This is a genomic window from Rhizobium leguminosarum, from assembly GCF_002953715.1.
Taxonomy (GTDB): Bacteria; Pseudomonadota; Alphaproteobacteria; order Rhizobiales; family Rhizobiaceae; genus Rhizobium; species Rhizobium leguminosarum_V.
This window is the reverse complement of sequence record NZ_CP025012.1, coordinates 1,365,241-1,378,429: the sequence shown is the minus strand read 5'-3', so window position 1 is coordinate 1,378,429 and position 13,189 is coordinate 1,365,241. Positions and strand designations below refer to the sequence as shown.

Annotated in this window: 11 protein-coding genes; 1 reads left to right on the top strand and 10 read right to left on the bottom strand. The window is 60.6% G+C overall.

What is annotated here, in order from left to right; translation table 11 throughout:
• Nucleotides 1-7: 7 nt before the first annotated feature.
• Nucleotides 8-3,505, bottom strand: coding sequence for a DNA polymerase III subunit alpha (gene dnaE, locus CUJ84_RS07015; protein ID WP_105005689.1), 3,498 nt, complete (start codon nt 3,503-3,505; stop codon nt 8-10).
• A gap of 196 nt (nt 3,506-3,701) precedes the next feature.
• Nucleotides 3,702-3,974, bottom strand: coding sequence for a hypothetical protein (locus CUJ84_RS37860; RefSeq protein ID WP_158686907.1), 273 nt, complete (start codon nt 3,972-3,974; stop codon nt 3,702-3,704).
• A 35-nt stretch (nt 3,975-4,009) separates the two neighbouring features.
• On the opposite strand from CUJ84_RS37860, the gene CUJ84_RS07010 reads away from it, so the two are divergent.
• Nucleotides 4,010-4,447 carry a DUF5680 domain-containing protein gene (locus CUJ84_RS07010; RefSeq protein ID WP_105005688.1) on the top strand — a complete coding sequence of 146 codons (438 nt, stop codon included), beginning with the start codon at nt 4,010-4,012 and terminating at the stop codon, nt 4,445-4,447.
• 110 nt (nt 4,448-4,557) lie between these two features.
• On the opposite strand, the gene CUJ84_RS07005 is transcribed toward CUJ84_RS07010, so the two are convergent.
• The 8 genes from CUJ84_RS07005 to nuoN all read right to left on the bottom strand — a co-directional run bounded on the left by CUJ84_RS07005 (nt 4,558) and on the right by nuoN (nt 13,180).
• Nucleotides 4,558-5,241 carry an ABC transporter ATP-binding protein gene (locus tag CUJ84_RS07005; RefSeq protein WP_105005687.1) on the bottom strand — a complete coding sequence of 228 codons (684 nt, stop codon included), beginning with the start codon at nt 5,239-5,241 and terminating at the stop codon, nt 4,558-4,560.
• A gap of 14 nt (nt 5,242-5,255) precedes the next feature.
• Nucleotides 5,256-6,560 (bottom strand): lipoprotein-releasing ABC transporter permease subunit, encoded by a 1,305-nt coding sequence (locus CUJ84_RS07000; protein ID WP_105005686.1) that lies wholly within the window; start codon nt 6,558-6,560, stop codon nt 5,256-5,258.
• A gap of 15 nt (nt 6,561-6,575) precedes the next feature.
• The gene (gene proS, locus CUJ84_RS06995; RefSeq protein WP_105005685.1) at nt 6,576-7,898 is read right to left on the bottom strand and encodes a proline--tRNA ligase; all 1,323 of its coding nucleotides are present in this window, start codon (nt 7,896-7,898) and stop codon (nt 6,576-6,578) included.
• Nucleotides 7,899-8,486: 588 nt separating this feature from the next.
• Nucleotides 8,487-8,762, bottom strand: a complete 276-nt coding sequence (locus CUJ84_RS06990; RefSeq protein ID WP_018241603.1) for a DUF1467 family protein — start codon at nt 8,760-8,762, stop codon at nt 8,487-8,489.
• Between the two features lie 113 nt (nt 8,763-8,875).
• The gene (gene mce / locus CUJ84_RS06985; RefSeq protein WP_105005684.1) at nt 8,876-9,280 is read right to left on the bottom strand and encodes a methylmalonyl-CoA epimerase; all 405 of its coding nucleotides are present in this window, start codon (nt 9,278-9,280) and stop codon (nt 8,876-8,878) included.
• A 2-nt stretch (nt 9,281-9,282) separates the two neighbouring features.
• Nucleotides 9,283-10,953: a ribonuclease J gene (locus tag CUJ84_RS06980; RefSeq protein ID WP_105005683.1), complete on the bottom strand. Its 1,671-nt coding sequence runs from the start codon at nt 10,951-10,953 to the stop codon at nt 9,283-9,285.
• A gap of 17 nt (nt 10,954-10,970) precedes the next feature.
• On the bottom strand, nt 10,971-11,735 hold the full coding sequence (locus CUJ84_RS06975; RefSeq protein WP_105005682.1) for a biotin--[acetyl-CoA-carboxylase] ligase: 765 nt from the start codon (nt 11,733-11,735) through the stop codon (nt 10,971-10,973).
• Nucleotides 11,735-13,180: an NADH-quinone oxidoreductase subunit NuoN gene (nuoN, locus tag CUJ84_RS06970; RefSeq protein ID WP_105005681.1), complete on the bottom strand. Its 1,446-nt coding sequence runs from the start codon at nt 13,178-13,180 to the stop codon at nt 11,735-11,737. Before nuoN ends, CUJ84_RS06975 begins: the two co-directional genes overlap by 1 nt.
• Nucleotides 13,181-13,189: the final 9 nt, after the last annotated feature.

Below are 13,189 nucleotides of genomic sequence, written 5' to 3'. Positions count from 1 at the left end.
GGGCTGATCAGACCAGTTCAACGTCGACGACGCCGGGGGCGGCGCGAAGGGCCGCGGCGATCTCCGGGGTAATGCGGTATTTCTCCGGCAGCGCCACTTCCACCTCGCGTTTGCCCTCCTCCTTGATAACGATGAAGGAGACGAGGCCGTCGCCCTTGGCGTTCAGATGGCCGGCAACCATTTTCAGCGGTCCGGAATCGCGGACATAGACGCGCAGCGCCTTCTGCATCTGCAGCGATTTTTCCTCCAGCGACTGGATCGTCTGGATGCGCAGGCCGATGCCCTCCGGCCGCTCCTCGCCCGTCGCAGTCAGCACGAAGGATTTTCCCGACTCGAGCACATCGCGATACTGGTTCAGCATTTCCGAAAACAGCACCGCTTCGAACTGGCCCGAAGAATCCGAGAAGACGATGATGCCCATCTTGTTGCCGGTGCGGGTCTTGCGCTCCTGCTTCGAGATGACGGTACCGGCAAGGCGCGCATTGGCCGCGCCCTGTTTGATGGCGGCGGAAAACTCGGCAAAGGTCTGCACCCGCATCTTCTGCAGGATATTGTTGTAGGAATCGAGTGGGTGGGCTGTCAGATAGAAGCCCAGCACCTGGAACTCCTTGAGCAGCCGCTCGGAGGGGAGCCAGGGCGAGAACGGCGGCAGGGAAATCTTCTCAGGCCCCGACGTCAGCGTGCTGCCGAAAATGTCCGACTGGCCGCTCAGCTTGTTCTCCTGGGCGCGCTGGGCATAACCGAGAACACGGTCGAGGCCGGCTGCCAGTTGGGCGCGATCCATGTCGAAACAATCGAAGGCGCCGGCATAGATCAGGCTTTCAAGCACGCGACGATTGACCTGACGCGGATCGATGCGCAGGCAGAAATCCTCGATGCTGGCAAAGGGCTTGTCGCCCCGCACCTCGACGATATGGTCGACGGCGGATTCGCCGACACCCTTGAGGGCGGCGAGCGCGTAATAGATGCGGTTGTCGCCGGTCTCGAAATGGCGGAAGGAGGTCTGCACCGAGGGTGCGATCACCTCGATGCCGAGGCGCTTGGCATCCTGACGGAAATCATTGACCTTTTCCGTGTTGGACATGTCGAGCGTCATCGAGGCGGCGAGGAATTCGACCGGGTAATGCGCCTTCATGTAGGCCGTCTGGTAGGAGACGATGGCATAGGCGGCGGCATGCGACTTGTTGAAGCCGTAATTGGCGAACTTCGCCAGCAGTTCGAAGATATTGTCGGCCTGCGGCTTCGATACGCCATTCTTGACGGCGCCAACGACGAAGCGTTCGCGCTGCTGGTCCATCTCGGCCTTGATCTTCTTACCCATGGCGCGGCGCAGAAGGTCGGCTTCGCCCAGCGAATAGCCGGATAGTACCTGGGCGATCTGCATCACCTGCTCCTGGTAGACGATGACGCCCTGGGTTTCCTTGAGCAGGTGGTCGATCATCGGATGGATCGATTCCAGCTCTTCGTCGCCGTGCTTGCGGGCATTGTAGGTCGGGATGTTCTCCATCGGGCCCGGACGGTAGAGCGCCACCAGCGCGATGATGTCCTCGATGCAGTCCGGCTTCATGCCGATCAGCGCCTTGCGCATGCCGGCACTTTCCACCTGGAACACGCCGACCGTCTCGCCGCGCGACAGCATCTCGTAGGTCTTCTTGTCGTCGAGAGGAATGGCCGCGAGATCGACCTTGACGCCGAGTTTGGCGACGAAATCGACCGCGACCTTCAGCACGGTCAGTGTCTTCAGGCCGAGGAAGTCGAACTTGACGAGGCCCGCCTGCTCCACCCATTTCATGTTGAATTGGGTGACCGGCATGTCCGAGCGCGGATCGCGATACATCGGCACCAGCTTGGAAAGCGGCCGGTCGCCGATGACGATGCCGGCGGCATGGGTCGAGGCATGGCGGTAAAGCCCCTCGATCTTCTGGGCGATATCGAGCAGGCGCGCGACAACCGGTTCCTTTGCCGCCTCCTCCTGCAGCTTCGGCTCCTCCTCGATCGCCTTGGACAGCGGCGTCGGATTGGCCGGGTTGTTCGGCACGAGTTTGCAGATCTTGTCGACCTGGCCGTAGGGCATTTCCAGCACGCGGCCGACGTCGCGAAGGGCGGCGCGCGCCTGCAGCGAACCGAAAGTGATGATCTGCGCCACCTGCTCGCGGCCATACTTGGCCTGGACATAGCGGATCACCTCTTCGCGGCGGTCCTGGCAGAAGTCGATGTCGAAGTCGGGCATCGAGACGCGTTCGGGATTGAGGAAGCGCTCGAAGAGCAGCGAAAAACGCAAGGGATCGACGTCGGTGATCGTCAAGGCATAGGCGACCAGCGAACCGGCGCCCGAACCACGGCCGGGACCGACCGGAATGTCATGCTGCTTGGCCCATTTGATGAAGTCGGCAACGATCAGGAAGTAGCCGGGGAAACGCATGCGCTCGATGACGCTGAGCTCGAAATCCAGCCGTTCGCGATAATCCCTTTCCTCGTAACCCGGCGACATGCCGAGCGTTGCAAGCCGCATGTTCAGCCCTTCGACCGCCTGGCGGCGCAGCTCGCTCGCCTCGGCGCGTTCGGCCTCCTCGGCATCGTCGGTCGCACCGGTGAAGCGTGGCAGGATCGGCTTTCGCGTCTTCAGCACGAAGGAGCAGCGCGTGGCGATCTCGATCGTATTTTCCAGCGCTTCCGGCAGGTCGGCGAAGAGCTTGACCATCTCGGCCCGGCTCTTCAGATAGTGATCCGGCGTCAGGCGAAAGCGGCTGTCGTCGGAGACGATGGCGTTGTGCGCGACCGCCATCAGCGCATCATGGGCGTCGTAATCGTCGCGGGTCGGAAAGAAGGCCTCGTTGGTCGCAACCAGCGGCAGGTCGTGGGCATAGGCAAGCCCGATAATCTTCTGCTCGTGCCGCTTGTCGTAGGTGCCGTGCCGCTGCAGCTCGACATAGAGCCTGTCGCCGAAGAGGTGCTTCAGCGTGAGCAGCCGGGCTTCCGCCTGGGCGGGATGGCCTTCCTTGATCGCCACGTCGACCGGCCCGGTCAGGGCACCGGTCAATGCGATCAGCCCTTCCGTGCCTGCCTCCTCCAGCCAGGAGGCACTGATATGAACGGCCTGGTTGCTCTCGCCGCCGAGATAGGCCCGACTGACGAGATCGACCAGCCGTTCGTAACCGGCATCCGTCGCAGCGAGAAGAACGATCGCCGGCAGCTTGACCAGGGCCTGCTGGCCGCCGCGCTTTTCCGTTTCCAACCCGTCTTCCATGTCGATCGAGACCTGGCAGCCGATAATCGGCTGCAGGCCGTCCTCCATCGCCTTCTGGGAGAATTCGAGGGCGACGAAGAGATTGTTGGTGTCGGTAATCGCAATCGCCGGCTGGCTGTCGCCGGTCGCCTTGTAAAGGATCTTCTTCAGCGGCAGCGCGCCCTCGAGAAGCGAATAGGCGGAATGGACCCTCAGGTGGATGAAGCCTGGCGTGCCGCCGGTCGCCTCACCCGTTGAACCCTTTGCCGTATCCGCCATGATATGCCTTCCCAATCACCCGAATGAATCGGACGCATTGTCGGCATAGAGGGCGATGATGTCCAGAAGAAGTCCCGCATCCGGACCGCATGATTGCCATGCGGTCCCCTGAAAACTTTAGAGCGCCATGACGATGAGCGAGAAGCTGGCAACGAACATTGCGATGGAGGTGAATGCTGCGATATCACGGATCATGTCAGTCATCGGGCTCTCCTTTACTCGTTATGTTTTCACTTTGTTCCATGTATGTTCTGTTGTCAACAGGAATCTTTTCCTTCTTTCTTGTGTTTGAAAAGTGCCCGGATTGCGCCTGCGAATCGCTGGGAGCTGGCACTCGGTATGATCGGCAGCAGTCTTGCCCTTCTCCGATCTGCCACAGATCGGTCCAGGTGCTCAGAAGGTCGACCTCCTCGGCGACCGCTTTATTTCCAGCTTTTGTTCCTTCTTTGTTCTTTACAAGCCGCAGCATATTTGCCAGCATCCGGCCGAGAAGAGGAGAATGATATGTTCGATATTGCGAAGGCTGCGACCTATGTCGGCGGCGGCGTGGCGCGCGCGCCCTGCAGGCCGAGCTCCCGCGATATCGGTTACGAACGCGGCGACTGGCGCTATCTCGACAGCTATTTCGGCGGGACCGATTTCGCCGGACAGGAAGTGGTGTGGCTTGGCGACGAGCCCGTCTGGGCGATGAATTATTTCGGCGGCGTCATTGCGCCTGATCTCATCGACGGCATAGCAGCCGGGACAGTGATCAAGGCTGCACTTTCGGCGATGTATCGAGAGGGCCGGTTTCTTGGCGGAATGGAATTCGACCATTCGTTCGGCCGCTATATCGATCGCAGCGAAGGCGGCTGCGAGCGGTTCAGCGGCCACGAATGCATCATGGTCGATGGCCAGAAGGCCTATGCGCTCGATTATCGCGGCGGGTTGATCGTGCCCTGATCGCAGCCTTAAAACGCGTCGCGTCATCTGGATTCAGGCGATGCGCTTTAAGCCTTTGATTTATGCATGTCGTTATCCCAAAACCGCTGCAGGCTTTTGGGCGACCTGCATCAGAAATCGACGATCTTGCCGTCGGAGATCGTCACGCGCCGGTCCATGCGACGAGCGAGTTCATGATTGTGGGTGGCGATGAGGGCGGCAAGGCCGGACTGGCGCACCAACGCTTCCAGCGCATCGAAGACGTAGCTTGCCGTTTCGGGATCGAGATTGCCGGTCGGCTCGTCGGCAAGAAGCAGGGTCGGCGCATTAGCGACGGCGCGGGCGATCGCAACGCGCTGCTGCTCGCCGCCGGAAAGCTCGCCGGGGCGATGCGATCCACGATGGCCGATGCGCATATAATCGAGAAGCTGGCCGGCCCGCTCTCCGGCTTCCTTCCAGGAAAGCCCGGCGATCAGCTGCGGCATCATGATATTTTCAAGCGCCGAGAATTCCGGCAGCAGGTGGTGGAACTGGTAGACGAATCCGATTTCGCTGCGGCGGATCGCGGTGCGTTTCTCGTCGCTCAGTCCGTCACAGGCATGGCCGCTGATGTTGACTTCACCGCCGTCCGGATGCTCCAGCAGCCCGGCGATATGCAGCAGCGTCGATTTGCCGGTGCCGGAGGGCGCGACAAGAGCGACGATCTCGCCCTTCGACATCGAAAAATCCGCGCCCTTCAGGATCGGGAGCAGCGTATCGCCCTGCCCGTAATGGCGCTCGACGCCGGTAAGCTTGAGAACGACGTTGCGTTTCATGAAGGGGGCATTCCTTATTCGTAGCGCAGGGCCTGCACCGGATCGAGCCTGGAGGCACGCCAGGCCGGGAAAATGGTCGCGATGAAGGAGAGCGTCAGCGCCATGACGACGATCGAGATCGTTTCGCTGAGATCCATTTCGGCCGGCAGCTGGCTGAGGAAATAGACCTGCGGATTGAAGAGAACGGTGCCTGATACCCAGGAGAAGAATTGGCGGACGGATTCGATGTTGACGCAGACGAGAACGCCGAGCAACACACCGCCAATTGTGCCGACGATCCCGATCGCCGCTCCGGTCATGAAGAAGATGCGCATGATCGCACCGGCGCTGGCACCCATGGTGCGCAGGATGGCGATATCGCTGCCCTTGTCCTTCACCAGCATGATGAGGCCGGAGATGATGTTCAGCGCCGCGACAAGCACGATCAGCGTCAGGATCATGAACATGACGTTACGCTCGACTTGTAGCGCCGAGAAAAAGGTCTGGTTGCGCTGGCGCCAGTCGGTGAGGTTGATCTGGCGGCCGGCCGCCTCCACTACCTTAGGCTTCAGATTGTCTATATCGTCGGGGTGGTCGACGAAGAGTTCGATCGACTGCACCAGTCCCTCGGCGTTGAAATAGAGCTGCGCCTCCTCCAGCGGCATGAAGATGATCGAGGAGTCGTATTCCGACATGCCGATCTCGAAGAGGCCGGAAATCTTGTAGGACTTGACGCGCGGGCTGACGCCCATTGGCGTAATGTCACCATCTGGCGACGTCAGCGTAATAAGGTCGCCGACGCTAAGACCCAACTGGTCGGCCATGCGCGTGCCGATCAGCACGCCCTGGCCGGAGGCAAAGCCTACCATGTCTCCCGGTTTGATATTCTCAGAAACCGCTTTGAGCTTGGTCAGGTCCTCCGCGCGGACGCCGCGCACCAGCGCGCCCGTGCTGCCGCCCGCCTGGGCGGAGGCAAGTACCTGGCCCTCCACCAACGGCAGCGCCATCTTGACGCCAGGCACGGCGGCAAGCCTGCTGGCGAGGTCGGCATAATCGGTGAAAGGGCCATCGGACGGCTGGACGATCATGTGGCCGTTGATGCCGAGAATGCGCGAGACGAGCTCTGTGCGAAAGCCGTTCATCACGGCCATGACGATGATCAGCGTCGCAACGCCCAGCATGATGCCGACGAAGGAGAAGCCGGCGATCACCGAGATGAAGGCCTCCTTGCGGCGGGCGCGCAGATAACGCCACGCCACGAGGCGTTCGAAGGTGGAAAATGGCTTGCCAGCCGGACCCAAGCCGGATTTTGAACTCCGGTCCACTGCTGCCTCTGCCATTTCGCCTCCGTTTCCTTAAGCCACGAACCGGTTGATCGCCGCTTCGATGGTCATCGTTTCGCGGGCGCCGGTCTTGCGGTCCTTCACTTCAACTTCGCCGTTTGCGACCGCGCGCGGGCCGGCGATGATCTGGACGGGCACACCGATCAGGTCGGCGGTCGCGAATTTCGTGCCGGCCCGGTCATCAGTATCGTCGTAGAGCACATCCTTGCCGGCCTTGGTCAGCGCGGCATAGATCAGCTCGCAGGTATCGTCGCAGGCCTGATCGCCCGCCTTCATGTTGATCACAACGATATCGAAGGGCGCGACCGATGCCGGCCAGATGATTCCGTTATCATCATGCGATGCTTCGATGATGGCGGGAACAAGGCGTGTCGGGCCGATACCGTAGGAACCCATGTGAACGAAGTGTTCCTTGCCATCAGGTCCCTGCACTTTCGCACCCATCGGCTCGGAATATTTCGTGCCGAAATAGAAGATATGGCCGACCTCGATGCCGCGTGCGGAAAGGCGGTCGCCTTCGGGAACGGCGTTGAAGGCAGCTTCGTCGTGCATTTCCGAGGTCGCCGCATAGAGCGAGGTCCACTTGTCGAAGATCGCCTTCAAACCCTCGACGCTGTCGAAATCGGTGTGTTCACCAGGAATATCGAAACCGACGAAGTCCTTGTGGCAGAAGACCTCGGATTCGCCGGTGTCGGCGAGGATGATGAATTCATGGCTGAGCTTGCCGCCGATCGGGCCGGTGTCGGCGCGCATCGGGATGGCACGCAGGCCGAGCCGGTCGAAGGTTCTGAGATAGGCGGCGAACATCTTGTTATAGGAATGCTCCGCCCCTTCGCTCGTCAGATCGAAGGAATAGGCATCCTTCATCATGAATTCGCGCGAGCGCATGGTGCCGAAGCGCGGACGGATCTCGTCACGGAACTTCAGCTGGATATGATAGAGATTGAGCGGCAAGTCCTTGTAGGACTTGACGGAGGAGCGGAAAATATCCGTCACCATCTCTTCGTTGGTGGGGCCATAGAGCATCGGCCGATCCTGACGGTCCTTGATGCGCAGCATCTCCTTGCCGTAGGCGTCATAGCGGCCGCTTTCCTGCCAGAGCTCGGCCGATTGCAGAGTCGGCATCGAAAGCTCGATGGCGCCTGCGCGGTTCTGCTCTTCGCGGATAATGGCGTTGACCTTGTCGAGCACGCGTTTGCCAAGCGGCAGCCAGGAATAAATGCCCTGCGACTGCTGGCGGATCATGCCGGCGCGCAGCATCAGCCGGTGGGAGACGATTTCCGCCTCCTTGGGGTTTTCCTTGAGGATGGGCATGAAATAGCGGGACAGACGCATGGCGGATTCCGGAGCAGTTGAGATCCCGCAGCAGGCGGAATCGAAGGCAAGTGTTGATGTGGGAGCGTTCATAGCCGCTTCGCGGCAGGAAGGAAACCCGCAACGGATGTCGGCAGCCTCCCGGAAGCGCATGTTCGCACCCGCAAAATGAAAGGGCATGAAAAAGCGCGTATTTATAAGGACTTGAACGAAAATCTTGTCAACAGAAAAATTTTGCTAGAGTGTAGCAAAAATGCAAAAAAAGCTGATGACAAAGCCCAATGTTTGAGCTAGTTTTAGCTCACAAAACAGGCAGGGAGTTAAATTCTTGCCGAATTCGCGGTCAAGTCTTGGGAGGATCAGATCTTAGGCGCGCTCGTCGCAGCCCCGGCAACGGTTACAGATCACGCGATACTTAAAACAAGGCTTTTAGCCTTGTTTTTTTTTGGCTTTTCGGCCTCCACCCCATCCAAAAATCCCGCCGACTTCCGTAAGGGGACGACCTCATTCCGTTACGCGAGCTCTTTGCCGCAATTGCATGACGCTGGTATGACGAAGTTCGCTTTCAATAAGCTTACATCTGCTCAAAGTTTGAGCAAAAGCCACAGTTTAATAGAAGCTGGGGCCGAGTTGCGGCAGTGCATCGAAGCCCCAGCCGAAATAGGTGTCGCAGACATACCAGAGACCGTAGATCAGAGCCGAAATCAGCGTCGTCAGCGAGAACACGAAAGCGGCGCGAAACCGGGTGGGCGCGCTCGGAACGGTGCCGAGCACGACGTCGTTGTCGTCCGCCTGGGTGCGCAGGCCGATCGGCAGGACGGCAAAAAGCGTCATCCACCAGATGATGAAATAGACGGCAAATCCCTGAAGAAAGATCTGGAGCATTATGGTTCCCGTTTATGCCGCGCTGATATCGCGTTCTTATACGGCGGATTCGCGGCCAACTCAAAGCGGGCGAAAGGTTTAGCCGCCTTCGGGTCACTCTGCCGCAGCAGGGCTCAAGCCTGTTCGAGTTCGATCAGCGTGCCGAAGAAATCCTTGGGATGCAGAAAGAGCACCGGCTTGCCGTGCGCGCCGGTCTTCGGCTGGCCGTCGCCGAGCACCCTGGCACCCGCCTCTACCAGCCGGTCACGGGCGAGAAGAATATCGTCCACCTCGTAGCAGATGTGGTGCATGCCGCCGGAAGGGTTCTTTTCGAGGAAGGCTGCGATCGGCGAAGTATCGCCGAGCGGTTGCAGCAATTCGACCTTGGTGTTCGGCAATTCGACGAAGACGACGGTGACACCATGCTCCGGCAGAGCCTGCGGCTGCGATACGGCAGCACCCAGCGTATCGCGATAGGCGGCCGTCGCCGCCGCCAGATCGGGCACGGCGATGGCGATATGGTTGACCCGGCCGAGCATGGTCAGACCTTGGTGACGAAGGCGGTGACGACGGGCTTCTTGCCCCAGGCATGGTTCGCAGCCGAGCGGATGGCGCGGCGCACGGCCTCCTGCAGCATGTCGATATCCTTGCGGCGGGCGCGCGGAATGCTCTCGATGGCGCTGATCGCGGCGTCGAAGAGCGTGTCCTCCATCTCCTCGCCCTCGTCGTCATAGACCGGCAGGCCGATCGAAACGAGATCGGGATCACCGACGATGTCATAGCGGGCGTCGAGCACGACGTTGATAGCGACATGGCCGACATAGGAGAGCTTCTTGCGCTCGCCTATACCCATCTCGTCGAAATCACCGATCAGCGTACCGTCCTTATAGATGCGGCCATGCGGCGCCTCGCCGATCACCTCGACGGCACCGGGCGCCAGCCGCAGGATATCGCCGTTGCGCACCCGCGGAACCAGGGCGATGCCGGATTGTTCAGCAAGTTCCTTGTGCGCCGTCAGATGTGTTGCCTCGCCATGCACCGGCACGACGATCTTCGGCCGCGTCCACTCATACATCCGCTGCAACTCGTTGCGGCGCGGATGGCCGGAAACGTGGACCAGCGCCTCGGTATCGGTGATGATGTGCACACCTTGCTCGACGAGGCCGTTCTTGATGTCCTGGATCGCCTTCTCATTGCCGGGAATGGCGCGCGAGGAAAAGACGACGATATCGCCTGCCGCAAACGCCACATTGCGCATCTCGTCGCGGGAGAGCTTGGCAAGTGCGGCCCGCGCCTCACCCTGGCTGCCGGTCAGGATGACGACGACCTTGTCGCGCGGGATATAGCCGTATTCGTCCTCGGAGATGAAGGGCTTGACGCCTTCCATCAGGCCGATGTCCTGGGCGACGTTGACGACGCGCTTCAGTGAACTGCCGAGCAGCAGCACTTCGCGGCCAGCCGCCTCGGCAGCCTCGGCAACGGTACGGATACGCCCAACATTCGATGAGAAGGTGGTGATTGCCACCCTGCCCTCGGCATTCTCGATGATCTTGCGCAGGCTTTCGGACACATCCTTCTCGGAGGGCGAAACTCCGTCGCGCAGCGCATTGGTGGAATCGCACATCAGCGCCAGCACGCCCTCGTCGCCGAGCTGGCGGAAACGTGTCTCGTCGGTCAGGGGTCCGAGCGAAGGCTCGTGGTCGATCTTCCAGTCGCCTGTATGGATGACGTTGCCGACCGGCGTGCGGATCATCAGCGACATCGGCTCGGGGATCGAATGGTTGACGGCCACACCTTCGATGCTGAAGGGGCCAACATTGATCGTATCGCCTGCCTTGAACGGCGTCACCGGCACTTCACCGATCGTAGCTTTCTCGAAATTGCGCTTGGCTTCGAGCAGACCTGCGGTAAAACCAGAGGCATAGACCGGCACGTTGAGGCCGGGCCAGAGGTCGGCGAGCGCACCATAATGGTCTTCATGCGCATGGGTGATGATGATCGCCTTGAGGTTCTTTCGTTCGCTGGCGAGGAAGCGGATATCCGGCAATACGAGGTCAACACCCGGCAGATCGGGCCCCGGAAAAGTGACGCCACAATCGACCATGATCCACTGGCGATGCTCGGGCGGGCCGTAGCCATAGAGAGCGAGATTCATGCCTATCTCGCCAACGCCGCCCAGAGGCAGGAATACCAGTTCGTCCTGTTTCGCCATAATTTTCGTTTGTTCCGCTATCCAAAAAACACATCACCGGCAGCAATGGGCATTATCCTGCCAGCGCCGGTATCGAGCATCAACAAGCCATTATCATCAATTCCGGCGAATTGTCCGGAAATCGATCTGTCCGGCAAATTCACCGTAATCTTTTCGCCGATGCCGCAAGCGATCGCGCGCCAGAGCGCCGTGATCTCGCCGATGCCGCGGCCCTGGTCCCAAATTTCAAGCACTTCCGCCGTGGCGGCGAAGAGATGCGCGAAGAGTTCCTCTGAAGATGCCGCACTTCCCTGCTGGCGCAGGCAGGTGACGGGGTAGAGCGGATTGTCCGGCATCACAGAGATATTGATGCCAATGCCGACGATCAGCCCGTAACGTCCGTCCGGCAGCCCCTCACCTTCGACGAGAATGCCGCAGGTCTTCTTTCGACCGATGAGAATATCGTTCGGCCATTTGACCTCGAGCGGTTCGGCACCCGGCGGCAGCACCCTGCGGATCGCCTGGTGCACCGCAACGGCGATCGCCAGCGGCAGCGAGCCCAGGCGCTCCATCGGAGCCGGGTCGATCAGAAGAAGAGAAGCGTAGAGATTGCCGCGCTCGGAAACCCAGAGCCTGCCGCGGCGGCCGCGGCCGCCCGTCTGCCTCTCGGCGGTCACCCATAGATTGCCGCCATCGCCCGCCCGAGCCCGGGCGAGACATTCGCTGTTGGTAGAGGATGTTTCCGACAGAGCCTCGTGCCTGAAATCGCCGAGCGATATCCGGCGCCGCCCGTCGGAAGCCATCAAAAGAGCGTCGCGGCGGCAAGCTCTGCAGCACCGCCGATCGGGCCGCCGATGAGGACATAGGCGGTGACGAAGAGACCGGAGAGACCGAAGACCAGACGCAGCGCACCGGAGACACGGGCGAATTCGCCGGTCGCCTCATCGAACCACATCAGCTTGATGACACGCAGATAATAGTAGGCGCCGACGACCGAGGCGAGAACACCGATGATGGCGAGCGCATAGAGCTTGGCTTCGATAGCGGCAACGAAGACAAAGTACTTCGCGAAGAAGCCGGCGAGCGGCGGGATGCCGGCGAGCGAGAACATCAGCGCCGTCAGTACCACGGCCATGAACGGGTTCGTGGTGGAGAGGCCGGCGAGATCGTCGACATTTTCGACGACGGTGCCGTCCTTGCGGCGCATCGACATGATGATCGCAAAGGTGCCGAGCGTCATGACCATGTAGATGACCATGTAAAGCATGACGCCGGTGACGCCGGTCTGGTTGCCGGCGGCAAGGCCGACCAGCGCATAACCCATGTGGCCGATCGAGGAATAGGCCATCAGCCGCTTGATGTTCTTCTGGCCGATCGCGGCAAACGAGCCGAGCAGCATCGAGGCGATCGAAATGAAGACGACGACCTGCTGCCAGTCCGCCAGAATCGGCTGGAAGGCGGTGATGACGATGCGGGTCATCATCGCCATGGCGGCGACCTTGGGTGCTGCTGCAAGGAAGGCGGTGACCGGCGTCGGCGCGCCTTCATAAACGTCCGGCGTCCACATATGGAAGGGAACGGCCGAGATCTTGAAGGCGATGCCCGCGAGGATGAAGACCAGGCCGAAGATCAGGCCGAGCGAACGCGCGCCCTCGACGGAGAGCGCCTGGGCGATCTCGGAGAAATGGGTGTGGCCGGTGAAACCATAGACCAGCGACATGCCGTAGAGCAGCATGCCGGAGGACAGCGCGCCGAGGACGAAATATTTCAGGCCGGCTTCGGTCGACTTCAGGCTGTCGCGGTTGATTGCGGCGACGACGTAGAGCGCCAGCGACTGCAGTTCCAGCGCGAGATAGAGCGAGATCAGGTCGTTGGCCGAGATCATCAGCAGGATGCCGAGGGTCGCAAGCACCAGGAGAACCGGGAACTCGAACTTGTCGAGCTGATTTTCGCGTGCGTGGCCGATCGACATGAACATGGCGACCAGCGAACCGATGAGCGCCACCAGCTTCATGAAGCGCGAGAAGCCGTCGGCCATGTAGACGCCGCCATAGGCAAGGCCTTCTGCCGGCACGAAGAGCAGCCACAGGCCGGAGGCCAGGAGCAGGACGATCGCCAAGCCGGTGACGACAAGGCCCGACCGCTCGCCTGAGAAGACGCCGACCATCAACAGGACAAGGGCGCCGACCGCGAGGATGAGCTCCGGCGCGGAAAGATGCAGACTGAGGAGAATTGTTTCAGCGGTCATGTCCAATAA